This window comes from Saccharopolyspora elongata (genome assembly GCF_004348985.1).
In the GTDB taxonomy this organism is placed as follows: Bacteria; Actinomycetota; Actinomycetes; order Mycobacteriales; family Pseudonocardiaceae; genus Saccharopolyspora; species Saccharopolyspora elongata.
In genome coordinates this window covers 1-25,086 of record NZ_SMKW01000106.1, presented here as the reverse complement: position 1 = coordinate 25,086, position 25,086 = coordinate 1, and the positions used below count along the sequence as shown (strand labels likewise).

Genomic DNA, 25,086 nt, shown 5'->3' with positions numbered 1-25,086 from the left:
ATGTCGGCGATGACCGGGATCTGCGACTTCTTCGCGATGGCGGGCAGCGCCTCCGCGTCGTCCGCGCTGGGGCAGGCCACCCGGACGATGTCGCAGCCCGCGGCGGTCAGCTCGGCGATCTGCTGCAGCGTGGCGTTGACGTCCGCGGTGACGGTCGTGGTCATGCTCTGCACGGAGATGGGCGATTCACTGCCCACTCCGACCGGTCCGACCTGCAACTGCCGGGTCTTGCGCCGTTCCGCGAGCACCGGAGCCGGGGCCGCGGGCATGCCCAGATCGACGGTCATCGATTCCTCTCCACCTCTTCTGGTGTTTTCGGACGGCTTGCACCGCCCGCGCTCCACGATACCGGCGGCATTTCATCCGGCCGGACGTCGTCATGGTCACCCGAGTCACGTTCGGTGATCATCAGCGCCGGTTCATGTCTCGTTCGAGCGGGCGTCGCGTGTCCGTCACCACTCGATCCAGGTAACGGACGGGGCGCGCGCCGAAGCCCGTTCGGCCGCGCCGACGAGGGTTCCGCTTCCCCGCAGGCGCTCGGCCACGCGGGTGAAATCGCCGCCGGTTTCGCGCGGAACCGGCGCCCACCACGCGTGCTGAGCGCTGGTTCCCGCCGAAGACCGATCAGAACAGCTTCACCGGGTTCACCACGTCGGCGACCAGGACCAGCAGCGAGTACGCGATGAAGATCAGGCTCACCGCGTACGCCAGCGGCATCAGCCGCGCCGTGTCGAACGGACCCGGGTCGGGCCGGCGCACCAGCTTGGCGAACTTGCGGCGGATGCCCTCCCAGATCGCGCCGACGGCGTGACCGCCGTCCAGCGGCAGGATCGGCAGCATGTTGAACACGAACAGCGACAGGTTCACGCCCGCGAGCAGGTTGAACATCATGATGATCCGGTCGTCGACGCCGACCTGCTCCGAGGCCAGCACCTCGCCGCCGAGCCGGCTCGCGCCGACGATGCCCACCGGCGAGTCCTGGTGCCGTTCGCCGCCGAAGATCGCGGCGACCAGGTCGGGCACCCGCTGCGGCAGCTCGACGACCTTCTGCGCGGTGAGGCTCACGAAGCCGCCGATGGTGCTCGCCACGCCGCCGATGTCCTGCTTGACCAGCACCGATGTCGGGGTCAGACCCAGGAAGCCGACCTTCTCGTACTCGCTGGTCGAGTTCAGCTTCGGCCGGTCGGTCTGCATCAGGTCGGCCTGCAGCGGGACCCACTGCCCGTCGCGCTCGATGATCACCGGCACCGAGCCGCTGGACGCGCGGATCGCCAGCTGCAGCTCGTCCCACGAGGCGTAGGGCTTGCCGTTGAACTCCACGATCCGGTCGCCGGCCCGGAATCCCGCGGCTGCGGCGGGCGACGGCGGAGCGTCGGCCGGGCAGACCTCGGTGTTCGGCGCGGTGGCGGGCAGGACGCACGCGCTGACGTTGGCGACCGTGGTCGTCGGGGTCGCGATGCCGTGGCCCATCAGGATCGCCGTGAAGATGCCGACCGCCAGGATGAGATTCATGAACGGCCCGGCCATCATCACCACGACCCGCTTCCACGGGCTGCGCTGGTAGAACTGCTTGTGCGCGTCCTCCGGGGTGATCTCCTCGGCGGACATCTGGCGGGCGTCCTCGATCATCGCCCGAAACGGCGCGGACGACTTGGTGTGGCCGTACTTCTCGTCCTTCTTCGGCGGGAACATGCCGATCATCCGGATGTAGCCGCCGAACGGGATGAGCTTCAGGCCGTACTCGGTGTCGCCCTTCTTGCGGGACCAGATGGTGCGGCCGAAGCCGACCATGTACTGGGTGACCTTGATCCCGAACAGCTTCGCGGCCGCCAGGTGCCCCAGCTCGTGCCACGCGATGGAGAACAGCAGCCCGAGGAAGAAGATCAGGATGCCAACTACGACCAGCATCTACTCCGCCTTCCCCACGAGCTCGCGAGCCCGAGTGCGTGCCCAGTCCTCGGCCGCGAAGACCTCGTCCAAGCCCGCCGGGTCGCTGCGCCACTGGTCGGCGCCGGCGAGCACTTCACCCACAGTTTGCACGATCGCGGTGAACCCGAGGCGGCCCTCGACGAACGCCGCCAGCGCCTCTTCGTTCGCCGCGTTGTAGATCGCGGGCAGGCAGCCGCCGCCGGAGCCCGCCGCGCGGGCCAGCTCGACGGCCGGGAACGCCTCGTCGTCGACCGGTTCGAAGGTCCACTCCTGGGCCTTCTCGAAGGTCAGCGCCGGGGCGGCGCCGGGCACCCGGCGCGGCCAGTCCAGGCTCAGCGCGATCGGGATCCGCATGTTCGGCGGGCTGGCCTGCGCGATCGTGGAGCCGTCCACGAAGGTGACCATCGAGTGCACGATCGACTGCGGGTGCACGACGACGTCGATGCGGTCGAAGCCGATGCCGAACAGCAGGTGCGCCTCGATCAGCTCCAGGCCCTTGTTCACCAGCGTGGCGGAGTTGATCGTGACCACGCTGCCCATCGACCAGGTCGGGTGGGCCAGCGCCTGCTCCACGGTGACGTCGACGAGCTCGTCGCGCTTGCGGCCGCGGAACGGCCCTCCGGAGGCCGTCAGCACCAGCCGCTCCACCTCGTCGGTGCGCCCGCCGAACAGGCACTGCGCCAGCGCCGAGTGCTCGGAGTCCACCGGCACGATCTGGCCGGGCGCGGCGCTGTTGAGCACCAGCGGGCCGCCGGCGATCAGCGACTCCTTGTTGGCCAGGGCCAGTGTCGCGCCGGTGGCCAGCGCGGCCAGCGTCGGCTTGAGGCCGCGCGAGCCGTCGACGCCGTTGAGCACCACGTCGGCGGGGGTGGTTTCGATGAGGTCGGTGACCGCGTCCGGCCCGGCCAGCAGCCGTGGCAGCCGGAACTCCCCGGCCGCGTAGCCGCGCCGCTGGGCCTCGGCGTAGAGGGCGAGCTGGACGTCCTCGACCGCGGTGCCCTTGGCGACGGCGACGACCGGGACGTCGAACTCCAGCGCCTGCGCCGCCAGCGCCTGCGGGTCGCTGCCGCCCGCGGCCAGCCCGGCGACCCGGAACCGGTCGGGGTTGTGCCGGATCACGTCCAGGGCCTGGGTTCCGATGGAACCGGTCGAGCCGAGCACCAGGACGGTGCGGGGACCCGGTTCGCTGGGTGCGCTCTGATTCGGGGTGTCGGCGTGCATCACCGGCCATTGTCCCCGAAGAAGGTGAGCCGCCGTCGCTCGCGGTGCGCAAATCACTTTCGGGGCTCACGATCAGGTGGTCGGCCCGGCAGGGTGCGGCGCAGGACGTGAGGAGAACAACCATGGGCATCATCGGATGGATCGTTCTCGGCCTGATCGTGGGCGCCATCGCGAAGGCGATCATGCCGGGCAAGGACCCGGGCGGAATCCTGGTCACGATGCTGTTGGGCGTGGTCGGCGCGTTCATCGGCGGGCTGATCGGCAACTGGATCTTCGGCGTCGGCATCGACCGGTTCTGGTCGCTGAGCACCTGGCTCCTGGCGATCGCCGGCTCGGTCATCGTGCTGGGCGTCTACCGCGTGATCGTCGGCCGCAAGGCGGTGCAGCGGTAGCGCCGGCGCGAGCGGACGCTTTCGGGGTGTTGCGGAAATCTCTTTCCGCAACACCCCTTTTCGCTGCTCGTGCCGGGCAGGCGCGCGATCGGGCGCGGAGGGCGTGTGCGAGGATGAGGGCAATGTGGATCGCCGTTCGGTGATCCGCGCACCGAGCACTGTCTTCCGGCCCGCGCGGCCGGCGTGGCACAGGAGGGGAACGTGGCGAGCACCGAGCTGGAGAAGAAGCCCAGCCAGGCCATCGACCCGGCCGAGGAACCGTCGGTCGAGTGGGGCTGGCACGGCGGTTTCCCGAAGGGCACCCAGTTCATGGGCTGGTTCTCGGTCATCGCGTGCCTGGCCATGCTGATCGGCAACCACGGCGGCATCATCAGCGGTGGCGGGCACTTCAAGACCGAAGACGGCTACCTGGTCGTGATCGCGGCGATCCTGGTCATCGGCCTGCTGATCGACCTGCGCCGGAAGCGGACCGCCTGGCGCCGCTGACGCACCGAAGTACCGAAAACGCCGCCCCGGTCACCGGGGCGGCGTTTTTCGTGTGTTCAGCGGGCCGAGAGTCCCGGCGCGCGCCGAGTCACATGGGGTTGATCTTTGTCTTTGAAGCGGCGCAGCCGCTTAGCCCACTCTCGCAACTCGCACCGCCGCGGGTTCACGGTGCCCACCCCTGCGGGGTTCTCCCAGCGAGGACAGCCCCGACGTGGTGAATTGGCATTCATGAGTCGGGGATCCCACAGCGAGAAGGCCGCAGCAACTCCCGCAGGGGGGCCGCCACCCGCACCGCTACGCAGGACGAGCCTGGAAACCGTAGTTCACGGATTGATGCCTGTGAGGACCGTGACGTGCTCTTCGGTTAGGTCCGTCATCGCCGCTCGGACTCCTTCGCGGCCGACGCCGGACTCCTTCACCCCGCCGTAGGGCATCTGGTCGGCGCGGAAGCTCGGCACGTCGCCGATGACCACGCCGCCGACCTCCAGCTCGGACGAGGCGCGGAAGGCCAGCTGCAGGTCGCGGGTGAACACGCCGGCCTGCAGGCCGTAGCGGGAGGCGTTGACCTTCTCGAACGCCTCGTCCACCGAGTCGACCGGCGAGATGACCAGCACCGGGCCGAAGATCTCCTCGCACGAGACCTTCGCGTCCTCCGGCACGTCGGCCAGCACCGTCGGCGCGTACGTCGCGCCGTCGCGGGTGCCGCCGGTGAGCACCCGGGCGCCCGCCGCGACGGCTTCGCCGACCCACTGCTCCACCCGCTCCGCGGCCGCCACGTCGATCAGCGGCCCGACCTTGGTGGCCGGCTCCTTCGGGTCCCCGGTGCCCTGCGCCTCGACCGCCTTGACCACGCGGGCGGTCAGGTCGTCGTAGCTGTCGCGGTGCACGTAGACGCGCTGCACCGAGATGCACGACTGGCCGCCCTGGTACATCGCGAAGGTGGCGATCCGGTCGGCGGCGTAGTCGAGGTCCGACCAGTCCGAGTCGACGATTACCGCGGCGTTGCCGCCGAGTTCGAGGGTGACGTGCTTGCGCGGCGCCGAGTCGCGGATGCCCCAGCCGACCGGCCCGGAGCCGGTGAAGGACACCACCGGCAGCCGCGGGTCGGCGACGAGCTCGGCGGCCTTCTCGTTGGTGGTCGTCACCACCGACCAGGTCCCGGCGGGCAGCTCGGTCTCGGCCAGGATCTCGCCGAGCAGCAACGCGGACAGCGGGGTCTTCGGCGCGGGCTTGAGCACGATCGGGGTACCGGCGGCGATCGCCGGGGCGACCTTGTGCGCCACCAGGTTGAGCGGGAAGTTGAACGGCGAGATGCCCAGCACCGGCCCGCGCGGGACCCGGCGGATCAGGGCCATCCGGCCCGTCGCGCCCGCGTCGGTGTCCAAGCGCTGCAGCTCGCCGGAGAAGCGGCGGGCCTCCTCCGCGCCCCAGCGGAAGGTGGAGGCGGCGCGGGCGACCTCGGCGCGCGCCCAGGTGATCGGCTTGCCGTTCTCGGCGGTGATCAGCTGCGCGATCTCCTCGGCCCGCTCGGTGAGGCGGCGGCTCACGTGGTCCAGCGCCGCCGCGCGGGCGTGCGCGGGCAGCGTCGCGAACTCGCGGCGGACCGCGTGCGCGGCCGCGACGGCGCGCTCCACGTCGGCGTCGGCGGCGTAGCACGCGGTGGCGACCGCCGAACCGTCGTAGGGGTGCCGCACCTCGAAGGTCTCGTCGCTGGTGACCAGTTCGCCTGCGATCCAGTTCCCGGTGACCGATGCCATCGGCTGCCTCCTGTCGTTTTCGTCCTCGCCGTGACGCTACGAGCCCGCTGTCGGGGCCGGGAGTGCCAATCTGGCCACCCCCGGCCCCCGACCTGGCCGAACCGGCACCTCGGGGCCGTGCCGGTTCCGCGTCGCCGGTCAGGCGTGGTTGTGCATGACGTGCTTGATGCGGGTGTAGTCCTCGAAGCCGTAGCGGGAGAGGTCCTTGCCGTAGCCCGAGTGCTTGAAGCCGCCGTGCGGCATCTCCGCGACCAGCACCATGTGGGTGTTCACCCACACGCACCCGAAGTCCAGGCTCGCCACGAGCCGTTGCGCTCGCCCGTGGTCGCGCGTCCACACGCTCGACGCGAGCGCGTAGTTCACGCCGTTGGCCATGCTCAGCGCCTCCGGCTCGTCGCGGAAGGTCTGCACCGTGAGCACCGGCCCGAAGATCTCCTCCTGCACGACCTCGTCGTCCTGCCGGACGCCGCCGAGCACGGTCGGCGCGAAGAAGCACCCCTCGTCACCGATGCGCTGCCCGCCGGTGAGCACCTGCGCGTGCGCGGGCAGCCGGCCGATGATGTCCTGCACCCGCGCCAGCTGCGCGGCGTTGTTCAGCGGGCCGACGACTGCGTCCACTTCGGACGGTGGGCCGCAGCGCAGCGCGGCGACCTCCTCGACCAGCAGCCGGGTGAACTCCTCGGCGACCGACTCGGCCACCAGGACCCGGGTCGCCGCGGTGCAGTCCTGCCCGGCGTTGAACGTGCCTGCGGCGGCGATGCCCGCGGCGGCCGCGGCGAGGTCGGCGTCGGCGAACACCAGGGCCGGGGCCTTGCCGCCCAGCTCCAGGTGCACCCGCTTGACGTCCTCGGCCGCCGCTGCCGCCACCTCCCGGCCCGCCCGGGTGGACCCGGTGATCGACACCATCGCCGACGCCGGGTTCGCCACCACGGCGCGGCCGGTTTCCCGGTCGCCGCACACGACGTTGAGCACGCCCGGCGGCAGGATCCCGGCGGCCACCTCGCCGAGCAGCGCGGCGGTCGCCGGCGTCGTGTCGGAGGGCTTGAGCACGACGGTGTTGCCCGCGGCGATCGCCGGCGCGATCTTCCACACCGCCATCAGCAGCGGGTAGTTCCAGGGCGCGACCTGGCCGATCACGCCGACCGGTTCGCGCCGCACGTAGGAGGTGTGGCCCGGGGTGTACTCCGCCGCCGCGGTGCCCTCCAGGACGCGGGCCGCGCCGGCGAAGAACCGGATCTGGTCGATGGCGGCGCCCACCTCTTCGGTGCGCGTGGCGGCGACCGGCTTGCCGGTGTTCTCCACCTCCGCAGCGACGAAATCCTCGGTGCGCAGCTCCATTTCGTCGGCCAGCCGCAGGAGCAGCCGCTGCCGGTCGGCGGGCGTGGTGGTCCGCCAGTGCTCGAAGGCCTGCTGCGCTGCGGCGTACGCCGCTTCGACGTCCGCGGCGGACGACAGCGGCGCGGTGCCGAACACCTTGCCGCTGCAGGGATCGACCAGGTCGGTGGTCCGGTGGTCGGCCGCGTCGACCGGCCGGCCGTCGATGATGTTGCGGATCTGGCGCATCAGCGTCCTCCCGGCAGGATGCACAGCAGGTCGTACAGCACGTGAGCGGCGGCGATGCCGGTGATCTCGGCGTGGTCGTAGGCCGGGGCGACCTCCACCACGTCCGCGCCGACTACGTTCAGGTCGGCCAGGCCGCGCACCACTTCGAGCAGCTCGCGGCTGGACAGCCCGCCGGCTTCGGGGGTTCCGGTGCCCGGCGCGAAGGCCGGGTCCAGCACGTCGATGTCGATGGACAGGTACACCGGGCGCGAGCCGAGCCTGGTGCGGATCCGGTCGATGATGGTGTCCAGCGGCGTCCGGGCGAACTCGCGGCTGTGCAGCGCCGCGAAGCCCATCCGCTCGCTCTCGTCGAGGTCGAGCTTCGAGTACAGCGGGCCGCGCAGGCCCACGTGCATCGAGTGCTCGAAGTCGATCAGGCCCTCCTCGGCGGCGCGCCGGAACGGGGTGCCGTGCGTGTAGGGCGCGCCGAAGTAGGTGTCCCAGGTGTCGAGGTGCGCGTCGAAGTGCAGCACCGCGATCGGCCCGTGCCGCTCGTGCTGCACGCGCAGCAGCGGCAGCGCGATGGTGTGGTCGCCGCCGATGGTGAGCAGGGTGCGGCGCGTCCCGGACAGCTCCCGCGCGCCGGCCTCGATGGTGCCGATGGCCTCCCCGATGTCGAACGGGTTCACGCCGATGTCCCCGGCGTCGGCCACCTGCCGCGCCGCGAACGGTTCGACGCCGTTGGCCGGGTTGTACGGCCGCAGCAGCCGCGAGCTCTGCCGGACGTGGTTGGGGCCGAAGCGCGCGCCGGGCCGGTAGCTGACGCCGGTGTCGAACGGCACGCCCCAGATCAGCACGTCGGCGTCGGGCACGTCGGTCAGCCGGGGCAGCCGGGCGAAGGTGGTGTCACCGCCGTAGCGCGGCACCTTGGTGGCGTCCACCGGACCGATCGGGTTGTTCATGCATTCCTCCACTTTTTCGTGAGTGCGCAAGCGGGCTAGAGCCCGTTCTCGCACTCACGACCTCACTTCTCGGCCGCCAGGATCTCCGCCGCGGAGCGCTTGCCGGATTCGATCGCGCCGTCGATGAACGCGCGCCAGCGGCGGGCGGTGTGCGAGCCGCCGAAGTGCACCCGGCCCTCCGGACGCCCCACGCACAGCTCGTACTTCGCGAACTGCCCGGCGGCGAACGTCGCCCACGTGCCCTTGGAGAACTCGTCGTGCACCCAGTCGTGCGAGCGGGCGTCGACGACCTCGGCGTCCGGCGCGAACTCGCGGACCGCGCGCTGCACGTCGGCGAGGTCGCCGGTGTCGACGCGGTCGTGCTCCGGGGCGAAGCACACCAGCACCACGCCGCGATCGGTGGTCTCCATCGCGCCGACGTAGTCGAAGCTGGTGCCCCAGCCGAAACCGCTGATGTCCTCGGGGACGTTGCGGGCCAGCGCCCAGACCTTCTGGCCCTGCCCGGCGTGGTTCTCCCGCGAGATGGCGAGCTTGTCGGCGGGCAGCGCCGGGCTGAACTCGACGTCCTGCCAGATCCCGACCGGCGTGGTCATCAGCACCCGGTCGGCGCGCGCCGCGCCGCCGTCGTAGGTGACCGTCACGCCGTCGTCGTCGGCCTCGACCTTGCGCACCGGGCTGGACAGCCGCAGCTCGGCGCCGCCGTCGGCCTGGATCGCCCGCGCCAGCGAGGCGGTGCCGTTGACGAAGGTGAAGCCCAGCACGCTGGCCTGCACCATGCCCCACAGCGAGTTGTCCATCGAGGAGCACCAGCGGAGGATGTCCAGCGCCGAACCGGTGTCCTCGCTGGCGTTCGCGCAGCCGCAGAACCAGGACATCATCAGTTCCTTGGCGTTGCCGGTCAGCCCGACGTTCTCGGCCCACTCGCGGATCGGCACGTCGAGGTCGGCGACGTCCTGTTCGGACAGCGGGCGCAGCGGGTCGAACCGGGAGGCGGCCTCGATCAGCGCCCGCACCGCGTGTTCCAGCTGCTCGTACTCCTGCGGCGGCACGGGCAGCAGCGTGTCCAGCACCTTGCCGTGGTCGGACCAGGTCATCCGGCCGGGCAGCTCGCTGTCCTTGATCGGGACGTCGTAGCGCTGCACCTCGGCCCACACGTGCGTCTGCTGCGGGACGATCCAGGTGCCGCCCATCTCCAGCCCGAAGCCGTCGAAGCCCTCCGGCTGGTACCAGGTGGAGCCGCCGATCCGGTCGCGGGCCTCCAGGACCAGCACGTCCTTGCCCGCTTCCCGCAGCTCGCGGGCCGCGGTCAGGCCGGCGAAACCCGCGCCGATGACGACGACGTCGTAACGATCCATTGCTCGCACTTCCTTGATTCGTAACGGGATTCAGACGCTCGCTGCGACTCGAACGTCGGGTTGCCGCGGCATCGGCTGCGGACTGCCGATGCACAGCAGCAGGTAGGTGGCGGCCGTGGCCGCGGCGGCCAGCAGGAAGCTCAGGTCGATGCCGCCGGTGAGCTCCAGCAGCGGCCCCTTGTACAGGGCGGTGTCCACGGACAGCAGGCCGACCGCCGAACCGGTCAGCCAGGCGGCCGCCGCCCGGAGGTTCCAGCCGCCCGTGTACCAGTAGATGCCGCCCCGCGCCCGGCGGTTGTAGACCTGCAGCGCGTCCGGGTCGTAGAGGCCGCGGCAGCGCACGAAGCCGATCAGCGTGATCACGGCCCACGGCGTGCCGATCGCGGTCAGCAGCAGCACGAACGCGGTGACCGCGTCCTGGGCGTCCCAGACGAAGTAGCCGAGGAACACCAGCACCGTCGACAGCACCGAGGTCAGGATGGTGGCCTTGACGCGCGACAGCGGCGGCACGATCGCATCCAGGTCGAGCCCCATGCTGTAGATCAGCACCCCGGCGTTGCCGATCGTGCCGAACACGCCGTTGAGCAGCAGCGGCAGCAGGAACCACAGCGGCGCGGCGGCCACCAGCGGCCCGACGTAGTCGTCCGCGGCGCGGGCCGCGAACGCGGTGAAGGTGCCGAACAGCTGCGGGATCAGCAGCCCGAGGAGCATGCCGGCGCAGGTCGCGGCGAACACCTTCCGGGACGAGTAGCGCCTCGGCGAGACGTAGCGGCTGTAGTCGCCGAGCAGCGTGATGAACGCCATCGGCCCGCTCAGCCCGGCGGCCACTGTGGACAGCGCCCACGTCGTCCAGAAGTCCCCGAGCAGGTAGCCGGCGTCGGTGACCGGCCCGGTCCGGAACTGGTCGCCGTAGGCGAACAGGCCGGCCGCCATCAGCACCACGGTGCCGACCGCGACCCACTTGCTCATCCGGGTCATCAGCTGGTAGCCGAAGATCGCCACGAGCACCGAGAGCACCGCCAGCGCCGCGTACGTGACGCTGTGGCTGAGCCCGTCGTCGGGCAGCCCGAACAGCCGGTGCAGCGGACCCACCACCGCGGCCCCGCCGGTCCACACCGTCAGCGCGGCGTAGCCGAGCGAGAGCAGCAGGCCGATCACCGAGCCGATCAGCCGGCCCCGCACGCCGAAGGTGCCGCCGCTGCTGGTGGACAGGTTCGTGCCGGTCTTCAGCGACACCAGGGCCAGCGGCGCGACCAGCAGCGTGCCGAACAGCGTCCCGGCGATCATCGAGGTGACGGCCGGCCAGAACGAAAGCCCGAACGAGGCGGGCAACCAGCCGAAGATGACCACGCCGAGGCACATGTTGGAGCCGAGCAGGATGCCGGCGACATCGCGGGGGCGGCCGGTGCGATCGGCCTCGGGGATGGTGTCGACGCCGTGCGTCTCGATGCCGACGCGCGCGGCCGGTGGCGGATCTGGGGTCATCCGTTGACCTCCTTGGCGGATGGCGGGAGCGTTGAGCCGCGCGGCACCGACCAAGAGTGGGCCGGGTCACCGGCCGGAGGTAGTCACCGATCGTCCGACGTCCACAACCACCGTTGGACGTTCACACAACGCGCAGTCGACGATCGTCCGGGGTTCAGGCGCCTTCGCCGCAGAACGGGAGCCGCAGCGTCGGCGAAACCACGAGCGGCCTCACGAGGCTTGGGCGCGTCAGGCCTGACGGAGGGCGCGGAGCGCGAGGAAGAGGTCGACGCGGTCCGCCGTGATGGAGAGGCTTCGGCCGGTGAGCTCTTCGACCCGGTTCATCCGGTGCCGCAGGGTGTTGATGTGCACGTGGAGGCGCTGGGCCGCCTCCTGCCAGCGGCCACCCGCGTCGAGGAACACCGCCAGCGACGGCACCAGGTCGCTGCCCCGCCGCTCGTCGTGGTCGAGCACCGGCCCGAGCAGCGCCCGGGAAGTGGCCGCCAGCAGCTCCGGATCTTGCGCGGAGAGCAGCAGCGCCGGGCTGCTGAGCTGCTCGTGCGTCATCCAGCCGCGCTCCGCCCGCGAGGACACCGCCTCGGCGGCGTGCGCCGCCTGCAGCAGGCTCACGCGCAGCTCGGACGCGGTGCCCGGCTTGCCGACGCCGACGTGGACGACACCACTGGCCAGCGCATCGGTGATGCGCCGCGCGAGCTCCGCCACGGTGTCGCTGACCTGGGCGAACGCGACGACCTCGCCGCCGCGCTGCGCCGCGACCCCGTCCGTGCCCAGCAGATCGCCCAGCCGCGCGGAATCCGCACCGGGGCTCGACGTGCGCACCACGACGGCGGCAAGCGGCCCGTCCGGCTGCAGGCCGAGCGCGTGCAGCCGGGTGCGCACGGTGTCGATCCCGACCGTTCCACTGTGGACCCATTCGAAGAGTTCCCACGCGTAGCGCAGTTCCGTCGCCCGCACCGCGCGAGTGCGTTCGATCTCCAGCGCGATGAACGGCATCGCCTGCACCACCGTCGCGTGCTGCTCCACGTCGAGATCCGCCAGCGGCCGCGGCAGCAGCAGCTCGGCCTCGGCCAGGCCCTCGCCCACCAGTGGCAACGGGTGGTTCGGCTGCGGCGCGGCACCCGCCACCACGCCTCCGGCGACCCGCACCGCCACGGCTTCGCCCAGCTGCTTGGCCAGCGTGTCCAGCACCGTCTCGACGCCGCGCCGCAGCCGCAGCGCCGCGACGATCGCGTCGTGCTGCGCCAGGTGGCGGCGCAGCGGGCGCTCCCACTCGGCGCGCTTGGTGTTCACGAAGGCCTCGACGATCTGCAGGAACGCGACCTCCACGGGCACCACGAAGCAGGTCAGGCCGTGCTCGCGCGCCGCGTCGACGAACGCCTCGGGGACCTGGGTCTCCGGTGGCACCAGGCCGTACCCGACCGCCGCGACGTCGGCGGCGACCAGGTCGGCGATGAAGGCCTCCGGCGTGGTCCCGGCGGTGCGCCACACACCTGCGGTGAGCACCACCTCGCCGCCGCGCAGGAACCGGCCGGGGGCCTTGATCTCGATGGTGTGCACCCAGCGGATCGGCCGGTCCACCCGGCCGCGCACCCGCACCTGCAGGGCCAGTTCCGGACGGTTCAGCAGATCTTCGACGAGCACCGCGCCACCTCCGTCACTCGCCGGGCCGGTCCAGGACCTGCAGCGCCAGCCACAGCTCCGCGCGCACGCCGGGCTGGTCGAGGCTGCGCCCGAGCAACTCCTCCACCTTTCGCACCCGGTTGCGCAGGGTGTGCCGGTGCACGCCCAGCCGGTTCGCCGCCGGATCCCACTGCCCATGGTGCGCCAACCACGTCTGCAGCGATTCCAAGAGCACGCCCTGCCCGCGCAGCGGGGCGAGAACGGCCTCGGCGAACGCCTGCGCGTCGGCGCCGGGAACCAGGTTCAGCAGGCCGTATCCGGCGAGGTCGGCGAAGTGCACCACGGTGTCGCTGCGCTTCGCCGCCCGAGCCGCTTGCTGCGCCTGCCGCAGCCCTTCGGCGAGCCCGGCCAGCTCGCACGGCTCGGACACCCCGACGGCGACGCCGACCTGCCCGGTGAGCCAGTCGAGCGCGCCGTCGCCGACGAGCCCGACCACCACGTCGCCGTGCTCGGCCAGGTAGGCCGGGGCGCTCGGCTGGTCCGCCGCGAGCCGGGACAGCAGCTCGTCGCGATCGCGGGCACCGGCCAGCACCACCACCCGGAACGGCTCGGGCGGCAACTCGGCGTGCAGGTCGGCGAGCACGTCCTGCACCTGTTCGCCGCGCAGCATCAACGCCAGGAAGTCCGCGCGCAGCCGGCGCCGGGCGGAAGCGAGCGCCTCGACCTGCTCCAGCGCCAGGGTCAGCAGCGAGGCAGCCGAGTTGATCACGTGGTGGTCGGTGGTGGCGAAGGGCTCGCCGCGACCCACCACCAGGAACCCGCGCGCCGGGCCGCCGAGCGCCTGCATGCTCACCTCCTGGTCGCCGAGCGAGAACCCGGCCGCGGCCAGGCCCCGCTTCGCCCGCACCTTCGCCACCTCCGGCTCCAGGTCCGGCAGCCGCGAACCGGCCGTCGCCGGCGAGCTGTGCAGGAGCCGGCCGCCAGCGTCGAGCAGCAGCACCCACGAATCCAGCAGCAGCGCGAGCTTCCGGACCAGCGCGGCCACGCCGTTGGTGGTGCCGGCCGCCTGCGCGAGTTCGTGCTGGGCGCGGCTGGTGCGCCGCAGGCTCGCGTACTCGTCCGCCGCGACGGCGCGCGAAACCGCCTTGCTGATCGCGATGAACGGCGTCGGCCGGGGCACTTCGAGCAGCGGCAGCCCGGCTCGTTCCGCCGCCGTCACGAGCTCGGCCGGGACCTGCCGGTGGCTCAGCCCGACGCCGAACCCCAGGCCCGCGACGCCGACGGCGGTGAGCCGCTCGACCAGCCCCGCGCAATCCTCGGCGCGCAGCGCGAGGCCGGTGGTCAGCAGCAGCTCGCCGCCCTCCAGGAACGGCGCCGGATCGGCCAGTTCGCTGGTGTGCGCCCACGCGATCGGGCGGTCGAGGGAGCGTTGACCGGCCCGCGCGACGAGCCCCAGCGCGGCGTCGGCGACCAGGTCGCGCACCGTCAACGGCACCGGAGAACCTCCTGACAGTGTGTCGAATCCTGAAACCCGAGTTAACCAGATCGTCCACTGTTCGGTTGCGGGTGGCGGGGCGAACCTGTTCGCAGGACAACACGACCAGAGCCCCTTCCAAGCGGCGAAGGCCGCTTGCGGTGTGGGACGCAGCTTGCACCGCCGCGGGGTTCCGCTACCCGCACCGCTGCGCAGGCCACTTTCAAGACTGTTCTAGGAGGTCACCACCGTGACGGTTTCCCCGGCCCAGGCGGCACTGCCCCAGGCGCGCGTGCTGCGCACCGAGATCCCCGGCCCGAACTCCCGCGAACTCCAGCGGCGGCGCGCGGCGGCGGTGTCGACCGGCGTGTCCAGCGTGCTGCCGGTCTTCATCGCCGAGGCGGCCGGCGGCGTGCTGCACGACGTTGACGGCAACTCGCTGATCGACCTGGGTTCGGGCATCGCGGTCACGAACGTCGGCAACGCCGCGCCGGAGGTCGTCGAACCCGTGCGCCGCCAGGTCGGCGAGTTCACGCACACCTGCTTCATGGTGACGCCGTACGAGAACTACCTGCAGGTCTGCGAGGAACTTGCCGCGCTCACCCCCGGCGACCACGACAAGCGCAGCGCGCTGTTCAACTCGGGCGCGGAAGCGGTGGAGAACGCCGTCAAGATCGCGCGCCGGGCCACCGGGCGGCAGGCGATCGTGGTGTTCGACCACGCCTACCACGGCCGCACCAACCTGACCATGGCGCTGACCGCGAAGTCGGTGCCGTACAAGCACGGGTTCGGCCCGTTCGCGCCGGAGATCTACCGGGTGCCGATGTCCTACCCGGCGCGCGATCCGCGCACCGGCGAGCAGGTGGCGCGGGAGGCTATCGACCGCATCGAGAAGCAGCTCGGCGCCGACTCGGTGGCGGCGGTGCTGATCGAGCCGATCCAGGGCGAGGGCGGATTCATCGAGCCCGCGGCGGGATTCCTGCCCGCGATCTCGCGGTGGTGCACCGACAACGGCGTGCTGTTCATCGCCGACGAGATCCAGACCGGCTTCTGCCGGACCGGCGCCTGGTTCGCCTGCGACCACGAGAACGTGGTCCCCGACCTGATCACCACGGCGAAGGGCATGGCAGGCGGGCTGCCGCTGGCCGCGGTCACGGGTCGCGCGGAGCTGATGGACGCGATGCCGCCGAGCAGCCTGGGCGGCACCTACGGCGGCAACCCGGTCGCGTGCGCCGCCGCGCTCGGCGCGATCCGCGCGATGCGCGAACGCGACCTGGCCACCGCGGCGCGCGAGATCGGCGACCTGGTGTTCCCCCGCCTGCGCGCGCTCGCCGAGACCACCGACGCGATCCTCGACGTGCGGGGCCGGGGCGCCATGATCGGCATCGAGTTCGTCAAGCCGGGCACCGCGGAATCGGACCCCGAGGTGACCTCGCGGATCGCCAAGGCCTGCCACGCCCAGGGCGTGGTGATCCTCACCTGCGGCACCTACGGCAACGTGATCCGCCTCCTCCCGCCGCTGGTCATCGACGAGGCCCTCCTCGAAGAGGGCCTGACGGTCCTGGAAGGCGCCATCCGCGAACACATCCGCTGACGCCACGGGCCGCGGTCGTCCGCCGACGCTCGCGACCGCGGCCCGAACATCCACTCGCGTATGTGACAGCCACTGATCGAAGTGACCGATAATCTGGATACGTGTCACAGGGCGAGCATTTCAGTCTTGCCGCGCACCTACCGGTCATCCATGCTGGAGGCGTGGCACTGGCTGATGAACGTGGGGCGAGAACCGAGATCACGGCCAACGGGCAAGGCCGGGTGACCATTCCCGCACCGATCAGGAGGGCTGCCGGCATCGAGCCCGGCACACCGCTCGCGATCTACGAGGAAGACGGCCGAGTCGTCATCGAAACGCGTGCGCAGCTCGCCGCCCGCATCAGACGTGACGTCGCAGCGGTCTGGCGCGGTGACGGCTCGGTGGTCGACGAGCTGATCAGCGACCGCCGGGCGTCGGCAGCCGCGGAGGAGGACGAGTCCAGCGGAGGCCACCTTTGACCACGGTGCTGGACACCTCCGCGATACTCGCGTGGCTCCGGGATGAAACCGGTGCCGAAACCGTGGATCCCGTGCTCGGCGATGCGACCGTGTCGTCGGTGAACTGGTCGGAACTCGCGCAGAAGCTCGCCCAGCACGGCGCGGACGCCCGGCGCACCTGCGATCGCCTCCGCACGCTCGGGGTGCTGGTGGAGCCCTTCACCGCCGACGACGCCCTGCGCGCGGGCGAGTTGTGGCCGAACACCCGGTCCTTGGGATTGTCGCTGGGCGACCGGGCCTGCCTTGCCGTGGCGCTCCGCTTGGACGCGCCCGTCATGACAGCGGACAAGGCTTGGCGGGACATCGATGTTCGTGTTCCGATCCGGCTTCTGCGCTGACGCCACGGGGTCTTGGACCGGACCGGTGCGCGCCGTTCGGGGGGCTGGTCGGCGCGCACCGGCCGGGCACGGGTCGGAGCTTCCGCTCCGGCCCGGGTCTTCTCAGCGGAGCCGGTGCTCGGCGAAGAACCGCATGATGATCGGCGTCGCGTCGACGACCGACGGCTGGTCGGAGTCCGGGTTCGGCCGCGTGCTCGGCCAGTCGTGCCCCAGGCCCTCGATCCGGTAGTGCACGACGTTGCTGCCCCGGTCGCAGCCGATCCACTTGCTGACCTGCACCCCGTTGCCCTCGTCGCGGACGATCGGGGCGTCGTCGCAATCGTTGCGATCGGCCCAGCCCGCGAGCCATTCCGGGATCGGCGGCAGGCCCTTCTCCGGATTCCCGGGGTACGGGATCGTCTGGTCGTCGGTGCCGTGGAAGTCCAGGACCGGCGCCGCGCGCTCCGGCTCGCACTCGCCGCCCTGCGGGTAGAACGCGCCGGACACCGGCGCGAAGGCGGCGATTCGGTCGCTCATCCGGCAGGCCAGCACGCCCGTGAAGCCGCCGCCGTTGGACTTGCCCGCGGCGTAGATCCGCGCGCGATCGACGCAGAAATCCCGCTCCAACCGGTCGAGCAGGTCGCCGGTGAACAGCACGTCGTCGGCCGCGGCGGAGTACGGCGCGCCCTGCCAGGCGGTTTCGCCGTCCGTGCCGACGAGCCCCTGCGGGTACACCGCGATGGCGCCGGTGGCGGAGAAGCCGGACAGCTCTTCCTGGTACGCCGAAGTCCGCGAGTGGCCGTGGAAGGACAGCACCACCGGGGTCGGCTCGTCCTGCCGGTAGTCCGCCGGCACGTGCAGCAGGTAGCTGCGGGTGACCCCACCCGAAACGATCGTGCGGGTCTCCGACGTCCCGGGCACCGCGGCCTCGCCGCAGCCGGCGGACGGCGAGCGATCGATCCGGGATTCGGCCTGCGCCGGCATCCCGCCGAGCAACGCGGCCAGACCCACCGCGGCGAACACCGCCGGAATCCGTCCACTTAGGACCGATCGGGCAGATCGGCGGGCGAAACCTCGCTTCGCACGGCCAGGCACCATTGCCTCCCACCTCGATCGAGTTCGGGTGCGAAGATCATGGGACCACGCGGGCCCGGCCGTCACCATTCTGTTCATTGCGTTCACGGGAACCACACCGGCGGACCAGCGCGCCATCGGTCAGGGCCCGAACGCCGCCAGGATCTGCTCCAACCCAGCGCTGTAATCGCGCCGCAGGTCGACGTACTTCTTGACGCGGAGGAGCGTGGGGATCTCGCAGTCCGCCAGCAACACCGGGATCACGCCGATCCCGCCGCCGGCGGCCTCCGCCCAGTACTTCGCCGACCACTCCCGCTCGACCCATCCGGAGCCGACGGACTTCGGGCTCAGCAGCACGAGCAGGTAGTCGCATTCATCGATCCCGCGGGCGATCTTGTTCGGGATCGACTCGCCCGCCTTGATCTCCCACTCGTCCAGCCACGGGACATGTCCCTCGTTCGCCAAGTCGACGGACAGCCAGGTGGCGACCTGGCGATCCGAAGACGAGTAGGAGATGAAGACGCGACGGCCGCCGATCTGCCCCTCGTTCATCCGGGCGCTCACCATCCGGTCGGCGAGCAGGGAATTGACGAACGAGAGCTCGATGGAGAACTCGTACAAGCGCTTGTACGAATACGAGGGCTTCCGGCGTTCGAACGCCGCGATGTTCCGGTCCGCCAGAATCCGCTGCAGCTTCAGCCGCCGGTTCCAGAGGGAATCGGTGTCGACCGGGGCCAGCCACGAATGATCCGCGAAGTAGTAGCCGGAAGCCGCGGTGAACGGCGGCTCGCAGTAGTACACGATCGCCTGCGGGCAGTCCCGCTCGAGGTCGTGGTCATCGTCGTCGTAGTAGCCGACCCGAGGATCGGCCCCGGGCCTGTTCACGACCACCGGCCCGTACTCGATCTCGCCTGACATCGCGCTCCCCCGGTCCGCCGGCGCGGGGATCGAGACCGCCCCGATCCCGCGGATCCCCGGCAAGATACCGGAGATCAGGCGCGGAAATCGCGGCCCGAGGCGATCCGCCGAACGCTCATTCCTCGGCCGCGAGTTGGCCGCAGGCAGCCGCGATCTCCTGGCCCCGGGTGTCCCGGACCGTGCAGGAGACGCCCGCTTCGCGGACCCGGCGGACGAACTCCCGTTCCACCGGCTTCGGGCTGGCGTCCCACTTGCTGCCCGGCGTCGGGTTCAGCGGGATCAGGTTGACGTGCGCGAACTGCCCGAGGTGCCGGTGCAGCAGCTTGCCGAGCAGGTCCGCGCGCCACGGCTGGTCGTTGATGTCGCGGATCAGCGCGTACTCGATCGACACCCGGCGCCCGGTGTGGTCGGCGTAGCCGCGAGCCGCCTCCAGCACCTCGGCGACCTTCCAGCGGTTGTTCACCGGCACCAGCGTGTCGCGCAGCTCGTCGTCCGGGGTGTGCAGCGAGACCGCCAGCGTGACGTGCAGGTTCTCCGCGGTCATCTTCTTGATCGCGGGCACCAGCCCGACCGTCGACACGGTGACCGACCGCTGCGAGAGGCCCAGCCCGTCCGGGGCCGGGTCGCAGATCCGGTGCACCGCGTTGATCACCCGCCGGTAGTTGGCCAGCGGCTCGCCCATGCCCATGAACACGACGTTCGACAGCCGGCCGGGCCCACCCTGGACGTCGCCGTCGCGCATCGCCGCCGCGGCCGAGCGCACCTGGTCGACGATCTCCGCGGTCGACAGGTTGCGCTGCAGCCCGCCCTGGCCGGTGGCGCAGAACGGGCAGGCCATCCCGCAGCCCGCCTGGCTGGAAATGCACACCGTGGCGCGGTCCGGGTACCGCATCAGCACGCTTTCCAGCAGCGTGCCGTCGTGCGCGCGCCAGAGCGTCTTGCGGGTGGTGCCGTCGTCGGTGTTCAGATGGCGGACCGGGCTGAGCAGCGCCGGCAGCAGGTGTTCGCCGAGCTTCGCGCGGCTGGCCGCCGGGATGTCGGTCATCGACTCCACGTCGGCGTTGAGCCGGCCGAAGTAGTGGTGCGCGAGCTGCTTGGCCCGGAACGGCTTCTCCCCCAGCTCGGTCACCGCGGCGCGCCGTTCGTCGGCGGAGAGGTCGGCGAGGTGCCGCGGCGGCATGCCACGGCGCGGGGCATCGAAGACGAGCGGAAGGGAAGTCGCAGACATAGCGCCCACCAGTGTCCCATGCCCCGGAACGACCTTGGCGGCGACCACCGGAGGAGGCGCGCGTCCGGCCGCCACGCGGCGTCCACGCGGGTGGTGGGTGCGTCCACCGACCAGGCAGCGCCCGTATCGTGCAAGTATGACGAGTATGGCCGAGCGCCCCTCGTCGTCCGTCGAGGACTACCTCCGGGCGATCTACGGGCTTTGCGAACGGGGTGTGCCCGTCACGAACGCCACCCTGACCCAGCGGCTCGGCCTGAGCCCGTCATCGGTCTCCGGGATGATCAACAAGCTGGCGCAACTCGGCCTGGTCACGCACGTCCGGTACCGCAGCGTCGAGCTGACCCCGGAGGGCCGCCGGCTGGCCTTCGACGTGCTGCGCAGGCACCGGCTGATCGAGCTGTTCCTGGTCGAGGAGCTCGACTACAGCTGGGACGAGGTGCACCGGGAGGCCGACGCGCTGGAGCACGCGGTGTCCGACGAGCTGGTCGCGCACATCGCCGCCAAGCTCGGCAACCCCACCCACGACCCGCACGGCGACCCGATCCCGACCGCGGAGGGCACCGTCGAGAAGCCCGCAACGCTGCTGCTGGACCAGGTCGAGCCGGGCACGGTCGGCACCATCGCGCGGGTCTGGGACACGGATTCGGAGCTGCTGCGCTACCTGACCGATCACGGCATGACGCTGGGCTCGCGGATCGAGGTCGTGGAGCGCAAGCCCTTCGGCGGGCCGCTGGTGGTGCGCGTCGGCGAACCGCCGGACGACGAAACCCACTTCGTGGGCGACGAGATCGCGGCCGCGCTATCGATCAGCGTGCACCGGTGAACCCGCCCCGTCGGTGAGCCGGGAGGCGACCGTGCGGGACGCGACCACGCGGGAAACCGGCCATTCCAGCGGATCCGACGGCGGGTCGTCGCCGTAGACCTGCTCGGTCACCAGCCGCCCGTGCAGCTCGTCGGTGCGGTGCGCGCCCAGCACCGCGAGCAGCAGGTCGAACCGGCTGTCGGTGAGCGCCACGGCGACGTAGCAGAACCCGGCGAGGCCGGTGAACACGAGACCGGACACCCACCACACCGATGCGCCCTGGACCAGGCACATCACCGCGAGGGCGAGCAGCAGCCCGGAGGCGAAGGCGATCCCGCGGGCGATCGTGACCTGCTTCAGCATCGACCGGAACGCCGGGTACTGGTGGCAAAGCTGCTGGATGATGCGGGCCCGCTCGCGGCGGTCCAGCTGAGCAAGCCGGCTCAGGCCCGCGGTCACCGGCTTCGCCGCGCGGTTGGCCATGGCTGCTCCTGTAACCCTGGTGCGTGCTTCGATTGGGTTGCTCGGCATGCAAATACGCACACTGAGTGACCGGTACTAGTCGATCACGCGGGCCGTTCAGTATCAAGGCGTCATTCGGGGGCGTTCCCATTGCGGAAAAGGCACCGAACAGTAACGCCATCGTGCGGCGGAACACCCTTGATCCGCCACGCGTGTTTTCCAGACCGAAACCTCGGTCACCCTGGGGATACCCCCTGAATTCACCTCGTGTCGAAGTGCATTTCGGAGGAGGAGCGATGGCCATCGCAGTGGGCGCCCCAGCCTGGGTGGACCTGGCCACCCACGACGTCACCGAAGCCCGGGACTTCTACGCCGGCCTGTTCGGCTGGCACTGGATCCAGCGCCCGGACTACAACATCGCGATGAAGGAGCACAAGCCGGTCGCCGGGCTGCTGCTGCCGGAGACGGACGCGCCGACGACCTGGACGCTGTACCTGGAGTGCGGCTCGGCCCGCCGCGCGGTGGAGCGGATCCGCGCGCTCGGCGGCAAAGTACTGGTCCCACCGACGGAAACGCCCGCCGACGAGACGTTCCTGGTCGCCGAGGACCCCTCCGGCGCGCCGATCGGCCTGTGGGAGGCGCCGCCCAACGGCACCTTCGGCCGCGACCACGCGGGCATGCTCTGCTGGGCGGAACTGCACACCCGCGACGGCTCGTCTGCCGATCCGTTCTACGCCGAACTGCTGGGCTACCGGCAGGAGCAGATCGGCGAGCCGGGGGACGGCTTCGACTACACCGTCTGGTACGTCGACGACCTGCCCACGGTGGGCCGGTTCGAGACCAGCTCGGCGCTGCCCGAGGACGTGCCCGCGCACTGGCAGCTGTACTTCCAGGTCAACCCGGACAGCAACGCCGACGACGCGGCGGCGAAGGCGGTCCAGCTGGGCGGCAAGGTGCTGCGCGAACCATCGGATTCCCCGTACGGCCGGCTCTCCCTGATTCAGGACGTAGTCGGTGCCACGTTCTTCATCATCGACACCGCCCAGCGCACCGGGGAATGATCCGCGGCGCCTGAATGCCCTGGCAGGAGCAGCTCATCCGGCCGGCGGAGCCCCGCCACGCATCGGCGAAACCTGGATGTCTAGTATCCAGGTATGCGGATGGGCGAAGGGGTCGAGTGGGGCCTGCACTGCTGCCTCACACTGGCGTGGCTGGATGACGAACCCGTGCCGACCGCCCGGCTCGCCGCCCAGTTCGATCTGCCCCCGGCATACCTGAACAAGCGCCTGCAAGCGCTTGTCCGGGCCGAGATCCTCACCTCCACGCCGGGTGCGCGCGGCGGCTTCCGGCTGGCCAGGCCGCCGGCGAAGATCACGCTGATGGACGTCGTCGCCGCCATCGAAGGCCCCGAGGACGCGTTCCGCTGCGCCGAGATCCGGCAGCGCGGAGCCGGGACCGGGACCCCGGCAGGCGAGTTCCGCAAGCGCTGCGGCATCGACGTCGCCATGCGCCGGGCCGAGCTGGCCTGGCGCCGCGAACTGGCCTCGCAGACCATCGCCGACCTGATGGCCACCGCCCCGCCCCGCGCCGCCGACCGAGTACGGCGCTGGCACTCCGCGGACTGACTTTTTCCGAATGACCTGCTCAGCAGGACTTCTTCAGCTGGAGAACCTGGGTGTCAAATGTCCCGAATCCGACGCGGAGCCGAGGCCTGACGGCCACCCTGGTGCTGGCGCTGGGGACCTTCGCGGTCGGCACCGACGCCTTCATCGTCGCCGGATTCCTCCCGGCCATGGCGGACTCGCTGGAGGTGACCACGTCCGCGGCCGGACTGTCGGTGACCACGTTCGCGGTGGCCTACGCAGTCCTCGCCCCGGTCCTGGCGACCGCGACCGCCCGGATCCCGCGCCGCGCCCTGCTGGTGGCCGCCCTCGTCCTGCTCGGGATCGCCAACATCGGCTCCGCGCTCGCCCCGAACCTGGCGGTGCTGATCGTCAGCCGGGTGCTCGCGGCGGCCGGTGCCGCCGCGTACACGCCCAGCGCGGGTGCGGTCAGCGCGACGCTGGTGCCTGCGGAATTCCGCGGCCGGGCGCTGGCCGTGGTCGTCGGCGGCCTCACCGTGGCCACGGCGTTGGGCGTTCCGCTCGGCGATCTGGCCGGCGAATGGTTCGGCTGGCGCGCCGCCCTCGGGCTGGTCGCCGCGCTGTGCCTGCTCGTCGGCGTCGGCGTCTACCTGATCATGCCCGCGCTGCCGGGCGGCGCCCGCGTCCCGCTGCGCGACCGGCTCGCGCTGCTGCACCGCCGCAGCGTCCTGGCGGTCCTGCCGCTGACGGTGCTCGGCATGGGAGCCAGCTACACCGTCTACGCCTACAGCGTTCCCGCGCTGAACGCCGTCGGCGTCCCGGCGAACTCGACCATGCTGATGCTGTTCCTGTACGGGCTCGGGGCGGTGCTGGGCAACCTCCTGTCCGGCTACGCGACCGACCACTGGGGCCCGACCCGGGTTCTGACCTGCGGTTACCTGTGCATGACGCTCGCGCTGGCGCTGCTGGCGTGGTTCGCCTGGACCGGCACCACGCCGCAGGTCGCGGTCGCGATCCTGGTGTTCGCGTGGGGCGCGAGCACCTGGACCCAAACGCCGCCGCAGCAAACCCGGCTCATCGACGCGGCGCCGCAGGAGGCGGCGATCGTGGTGTCGCTGAACGCGTCGGCGATCTACCTCGGCATCGGAGCGGGCACTCTCCTCGGCGGCGCGCTGCTGGCTCTCGGTCCGGCCCCGATCTTCACGGCAGCGGCCGCGGTCGCCGCACTCGCGACGCTGTACCTGCGCATCACGGCGCCCTGAGCCACCGGAAATGTCCGCCCGCGCTGGCACGATCGGCGGTGTGAGATCGAAGCACGGGCTTGAGCAGTGCGTTCAGGACTGGGTGCGCGGTTGGGCGCTGTGCCGCGCAACACCGAACCCGGTCCCCGAACCCGACGGATACCGGATCGACGTCGGCGCGCCCTGACCGCTCCCGGCACCTGGCTGAAGGTCTGCGGTGACCAGGCCGAGGTGGTGGCGGCGCTGAGCGCCGCTGCTCACCTGCCCGAACAGGGCTGAACTCCGGCTCAGCCGCCGTGCCGACCCGCGACTCTGGCCCGGTGGCGGGCCACCGCGTCGTTGTTCGCGCAGCGCAGGGAGCAATAGGCCCGCCGGCCGTTCCGGGAAGTGTCCACGAAGGCCTGGTCGCAGGCCTCCCGCGCACACCGGCCGAGGCGATCCGCTCCTGCGAAGCAGACCACGTAGGCGAGCCCGGCAGCCGTGACCGCACGGATGTGGGCCGCCCGGTCAGCACCCGGCGCGCTGTAGTGCAGGTGCGGGTGCCCGTCGTGCAGCGAGATGTACGGCTGGCTCGCGGTTTCGGCGAGCAACTGGTTGATCTCGCCGCACCGCTGCTCCAGGTCCTGCGGATCGAAGCAGCGGCCGAGCCGATCGCACCAGAGCGCCAAGTCGCGGACCTGCTCGGCGTCCAGCGCACCTCCCGCGACGCCGCGCGCGGCCAGATCGGCTCCAGCGCTTCGGCGGTCAGCGGGCCGACCGCGTTGACGAGATCGGCCGCTAGGCAGGCCGCCTCGCCGCCGTAGTCGTTGAACCGCATCGATCACCTCGCCGGAGATCTCGTCGGCGAGCGCACCTCGCGGTCGTCGAGGAAAACGCCGATCCGGCCGCAGAAGCACATCCGATAGGTGACTTCGCCCTGCGACGTCCGGTGCCGGGACAGCACCGCCCACCGCGCGTGGTCCCCGGGACAGACCCCGTTCGTGCTGGTAGCAGGCATGGGTCTCACCCTGGTGTCAGGGACTAGGCCCAATGCCGGTCGTTTAAGTGATCTTGGCTGGTCGAGGTCGGTGTCCGGTCTTGCTGGGTGCGGTGATGACGGCCGCTGAGGGGGATGGCCTGCTGTCCTGGCGCTGCTGGCGGTGGCGTG

General features: G+C 71.2%; 26 protein-coding genes. 10 read left to right on the top strand and 16 right to left on the bottom strand.

Translation table 11 applies throughout. The features are described 5' to 3' along the window. The 3 genes from E1288_RS41700 to dxr form a co-directional block, all read right to left on the bottom strand. Window positions 1–287, bottom strand: a 287-nt coding sequence (locus E1288_RS41700; protein ID WP_165968548.1) for a flavodoxin-dependent (E)-4-hydroxy-3-methylbut-2-enyl-diphosphate synthase, incomplete at its 3' end; no start/stop codon positions are given. Between the two features lie 337 nt (window positions 288–624). Further along, window positions 625–1,908: a M50 family metallopeptidase gene (locus tag E1288_RS41695; RefSeq protein ID WP_132494182.1), complete on the bottom strand. Its 1,284-nt coding sequence runs from the start codon at window positions 1,906–1,908 to the stop codon at window positions 625–627. Beyond that, entirely contained in the window at window positions 1,909–3,150 is a 1,242-nt protein-coding gene (dxr, locus tag E1288_RS41690) for a 1-deoxy-D-xylulose-5-phosphate reductoisomerase (protein ID WP_132494181.1), read from the bottom strand. Between the two features lie 122 nt (window positions 3,151–3,272). On the opposite strand from dxr, the gene E1288_RS41685 reads away from it, so the two are divergent. Together E1288_RS41685 and E1288_RS41680 are read left to right on the top strand one after the other, a co-directional pair. Continuing rightward, window positions 3,273–3,542, top strand: coding sequence for a GlsB/YeaQ/YmgE family stress response membrane protein (locus E1288_RS41685; RefSeq protein ID WP_132494180.1), 270 nt, complete (start codon window positions 3,273–3,275; stop codon window positions 3,540–3,542). A 201-nt stretch (window positions 3,543–3,743) separates the two neighbouring features. Then, complete coding sequence (locus E1288_RS41680) at window positions 3,744–4,028, top strand: DUF2631 domain-containing protein (protein ID WP_132494179.1); 285 nt, start codon at window positions 3,744–3,746, stop codon at window positions 4,026–4,028. Between the two features lie 323 nt (window positions 4,029–4,351). On the opposite strand, the gene E1288_RS41675 is transcribed toward E1288_RS41680, so the two are convergent. The 7 genes from E1288_RS41675 to E1288_RS41645 all read right to left on the bottom strand — a co-directional run bounded on the left by E1288_RS41675 (window position 4,352) and on the right by E1288_RS41645 (window position 14,244). Next, window positions 4,352–5,785 (bottom strand): aldehyde dehydrogenase family protein, encoded by a 1,434-nt coding sequence (locus E1288_RS41675; RefSeq protein WP_132494178.1) that lies wholly within the window; start codon window positions 5,783–5,785, stop codon window positions 4,352–4,354. A gap of 138 nt (window positions 5,786–5,923) precedes the next feature. After that, window positions 5,924–7,348: an aminobutyraldehyde dehydrogenase gene (locus E1288_RS41670; protein WP_132494177.1), complete on the bottom strand. Its 1,425-nt coding sequence runs from the start codon at window positions 7,346–7,348 to the stop codon at window positions 5,924–5,926. Continuing rightward, window positions 7,348–8,289: an agmatinase gene (speB, locus tag E1288_RS41665; protein WP_132494176.1), complete on the bottom strand. Its 942-nt coding sequence runs from the start codon at window positions 8,287–8,289 to the stop codon at window positions 7,348–7,350. Before speB ends, E1288_RS41670 begins: the two co-directional genes overlap by 1 nt. Before the next feature lie 62 nt (window positions 8,290–8,351). After that, window positions 8,352–9,644, bottom strand: coding sequence for a flavin monoamine oxidase family protein (locus E1288_RS41660; RefSeq protein ID WP_132494175.1), 1,293 nt, complete (start codon window positions 9,642–9,644; stop codon window positions 8,352–8,354). A gap of 30 nt (window positions 9,645–9,674) precedes the next feature. Next, window positions 9,675–11,129, bottom strand: coding sequence for a purine-cytosine permease family protein (locus tag E1288_RS41655; protein ID WP_132494174.1), 1,455 nt, complete (start codon window positions 11,127–11,129; stop codon window positions 9,675–9,677). A gap of 228 nt (window positions 11,130–11,357) precedes the next feature. Then, window positions 11,358–12,770, bottom strand: coding sequence for a helix-turn-helix domain-containing protein (locus tag E1288_RS41650; protein WP_132494173.1), 1,413 nt, complete (start codon window positions 12,768–12,770; stop codon window positions 11,358–11,360). A 13-nt stretch (window positions 12,771–12,783) separates the two neighbouring features. Further along, a complete protein-coding gene (locus tag E1288_RS41645) occupies window positions 12,784–14,244 on the bottom strand; it encodes a PucR family transcriptional regulator (RefSeq protein ID WP_132494172.1) in 1,461 nt (486 codons plus the stop codon). 229 nt (window positions 14,245–14,473) lie between these two features. Between E1288_RS41645 and gabT the strand changes: the two genes are divergently transcribed. From gabT to E1288_RS41630, 3 genes are all read left to right on the top strand, one after another. After that, on the top strand, window positions 14,474–15,817 hold the full coding sequence (gene gabT / locus E1288_RS41640; RefSeq protein WP_132494171.1) for a 4-aminobutyrate--2-oxoglutarate transaminase: 1,344 nt from the start codon (window positions 14,474–14,476) through the stop codon (window positions 15,815–15,817). 101 nt (window positions 15,818–15,918) lie between these two features. After that, a complete protein-coding gene (locus tag E1288_RS41635) occupies window positions 15,919–16,275 on the top strand; it encodes an AbrB/MazE/SpoVT family DNA-binding domain-containing protein (RefSeq protein ID WP_235884184.1) in 357 nt (118 codons plus the stop codon). Window positions 16,276–16,280: 5 nt separating this feature from the next. Then, window positions 16,281–16,652 (top strand): type II toxin-antitoxin system VapC family toxin, encoded by a 372-nt coding sequence (locus E1288_RS41630; RefSeq protein ID WP_235884185.1) that lies wholly within the window; start codon window positions 16,281–16,283, stop codon window positions 16,650–16,652. 102 nt (window positions 16,653–16,754) lie between these two features. On the opposite strand, the gene E1288_RS41625 is transcribed toward E1288_RS41630, so the two are convergent. The 3 genes from E1288_RS41625 to rlmN all read right to left on the bottom strand — a co-directional run bounded on the left by E1288_RS41625 (window position 16,755) and on the right by rlmN (window position 19,851). After that, window positions 16,755–17,615 carry an alpha/beta hydrolase family esterase gene (locus tag E1288_RS41625; RefSeq protein WP_132494185.1) on the bottom strand — a complete coding sequence of 287 codons (861 nt, stop codon included), beginning with the start codon at window positions 17,613–17,615 and terminating at the stop codon, window positions 16,755–16,757. Between the two features lie 231 nt (window positions 17,616–17,846). Next, complete coding sequence (locus E1288_RS41620) at window positions 17,847–18,623, bottom strand: toll/interleukin-1 receptor domain-containing protein (RefSeq protein ID WP_132494169.1); 777 nt, start codon at window positions 18,621–18,623, stop codon at window positions 17,847–17,849. A gap of 115 nt (window positions 18,624–18,738) precedes the next feature. Continuing rightward, window positions 18,739–19,851, bottom strand: a complete 1,113-nt coding sequence (gene rlmN, locus E1288_RS41615) for a 23S rRNA (adenine(2503)-C(2))-methyltransferase RlmN (protein WP_132494168.1) — start codon at window positions 19,849–19,851, stop codon at window positions 18,739–18,741. Between the two features lie 145 nt (window positions 19,852–19,996). Here rlmN and E1288_RS41610 point away from each other — a divergent pair, with 145 nt between their 5' ends. Further along, a complete protein-coding gene (locus E1288_RS41610) occupies window positions 19,997–20,674 on the top strand; it encodes a metal-dependent transcriptional regulator (protein WP_397530904.1) in 678 nt (225 codons plus the stop codon). Here the strand turns inward: E1288_RS41610 and E1288_RS41605 are convergent. Beyond that, window positions 20,651–21,136 carry a hypothetical protein gene (locus tag E1288_RS41605; protein WP_132494166.1) on the bottom strand — a complete coding sequence of 162 codons (486 nt, stop codon included), beginning with the start codon at window positions 21,134–21,136 and terminating at the stop codon, window positions 20,651–20,653. The two genes, E1288_RS41610 and E1288_RS41605, sit on opposite strands and share 24 nt — an antisense overlap. Before the next feature lie 275 nt (window positions 21,137–21,411). On the opposite strand from E1288_RS41605, the gene E1288_RS41600 reads away from it, so the two are divergent. The 4 genes from E1288_RS41600 (at window position 21,412) to E1288_RS50010 (ending at window position 24,126) form a co-directional block, all read left to right on the top strand. Continuing rightward, on the top strand, window positions 21,412–22,176 hold the full coding sequence (locus E1288_RS41600) for a VOC family protein (RefSeq protein WP_132494165.1): 765 nt from the start codon (window positions 21,412–21,414) through the stop codon (window positions 22,174–22,176). Between the two features lie 99 nt (window positions 22,177–22,275). After that, complete coding sequence (locus E1288_RS41595; RefSeq protein WP_397530878.1) at window positions 22,276–22,740, top strand: RrF2 family transcriptional regulator; 465 nt, start codon at window positions 22,276–22,278, stop codon at window positions 22,738–22,740. A gap of 50 nt (window positions 22,741–22,790) precedes the next feature. Continuing rightward, window positions 22,791–23,960, top strand: a complete 1,170-nt coding sequence (locus E1288_RS41590) for an MFS transporter (RefSeq protein ID WP_207954856.1) — start codon at window positions 22,791–22,793, stop codon at window positions 23,958–23,960. Between the two features lie 40 nt (window positions 23,961–24,000). Further along, window positions 24,001–24,126 (top strand): hypothetical protein, encoded by a 126-nt coding sequence (locus E1288_RS50010; RefSeq protein ID WP_268952023.1) that lies wholly within the window; start codon window positions 24,001–24,003, stop codon window positions 24,124–24,126. A gap of 100 nt (window positions 24,127–24,226) precedes the next feature. Here the strand turns inward: E1288_RS50010 and E1288_RS41585 are convergent, their stop codons facing one another. Together E1288_RS41585 and E1288_RS47580 are read right to left on the bottom strand one after the other, a co-directional pair. Beyond that, the gene (locus E1288_RS41585) at window positions 24,227–24,763 is read right to left on the bottom strand and encodes a CGNR zinc finger domain-containing protein (RefSeq protein WP_235884183.1); all 537 of its coding nucleotides are present in this window, start codon (window positions 24,761–24,763) and stop codon (window positions 24,227–24,229) included. Next, complete coding sequence (locus tag E1288_RS47580; RefSeq protein ID WP_165968547.1) at window positions 24,760–24,936, bottom strand: hypothetical protein; 177 nt, start codon at window positions 24,934–24,936, stop codon at window positions 24,760–24,762. The genes E1288_RS41585 and E1288_RS47580 overlap by 4 nt, the downstream gene beginning before the upstream one ends. Between the last annotated feature and the right edge of the window lie 150 nt (window positions 24,937–25,086).

Excerpts from the sequence above, each read along its gene's own strand:
- E1288_RS41695 (WP_132494182.1), bottom strand. The coding sequence starts at position 1,908 with ATGCTGGTCGTAGTTGGCATCCTGATCTTCTTCCTCGGGCTGCTGTTC.
- dxr (WP_132494181.1), bottom strand. The coding sequence starts at position 3,150 with ATGCACGCCGACACCCCGAATCAGAGCGCACCCAGCGAACCGGGTCCC.
- E1288_RS41685 (WP_132494180.1), top strand. The coding sequence starts at position 3,273 with ATGGGCATCATCGGATGGATCGTTCTCGGCCTGATCGTGGGCGCCATC.
- E1288_RS41675 (WP_132494178.1), bottom strand. The coding sequence starts at position 5,785 with ATGGCATCGGTCACCGGGAACTGGATCGCAGGCGAACTGGTCACCAGC.
- E1288_RS41670 (WP_132494177.1), bottom strand. The coding sequence starts at position 7,348 with ATGCGCCAGATCCGCAACATCATCGACGGCCGGCCGGTCGACGCGGCC.
- speB (WP_132494176.1), bottom strand. The coding sequence starts at position 8,289 with ATGAACAACCCGATCGGTCCGGTGGACGCCACCAAGGTGCCGCGCTAC.
- E1288_RS41660 (WP_132494175.1), bottom strand. The coding sequence starts at position 9,644 with ATGGATCGTTACGACGTCGTCGTCATCGGCGCGGGTTTCGCCGGCCTG.
- E1288_RS41655 (WP_132494174.1), bottom strand. The coding sequence starts at position 11,129 with ATGACCCCAGATCCGCCACCGGCCGCGCGCGTCGGCATCGAGACGCAC.
- E1288_RS41625 (WP_132494185.1), bottom strand. The coding sequence starts at position 17,615 with ATGCCGGCGCAGGCCGAATCCCGGATCGATCGCTCGCCGTCCGCCGGC.
- E1288_RS41620 (WP_132494169.1), bottom strand. The coding sequence starts at position 18,623 with ATGTCAGGCGAGATCGAGTACGGGCCGGTGGTCGTGAACAGGCCCGGG.
- rlmN (WP_132494168.1), bottom strand. The coding sequence starts at position 19,851 with ATGTCTGCGACTTCCCTTCCGCTCGTCTTCGATGCCCCGCGCCGTGGC.
- E1288_RS41610 (WP_397530904.1), top strand. The coding sequence starts at position 19,997 with ATGGCCGAGCGCCCCTCGTCGTCCGTCGAGGACTACCTCCGGGCGATC.
- E1288_RS41605 (WP_132494166.1), bottom strand. The coding sequence starts at position 21,136 with ATGGCCAACCGCGCGGCGAAGCCGGTGACCGCGGGCCTGAGCCGGCTT.
- E1288_RS41600 (WP_132494165.1), top strand. The coding sequence starts at position 21,412 with ATGGCCATCGCAGTGGGCGCCCCAGCCTGGGTGGACCTGGCCACCCAC.
- E1288_RS41595 (WP_397530878.1), top strand. The coding sequence starts at position 22,276 with ATGGGCGAAGGGGTCGAGTGGGGCCTGCACTGCTGCCTCACACTGGCG.
- E1288_RS47580 (WP_165968547.1), bottom strand. The coding sequence starts at position 24,936 with ATGCCTGCTACCAGCACGAACGGGGTCTGTCCCGGGGACCACGCGCGG.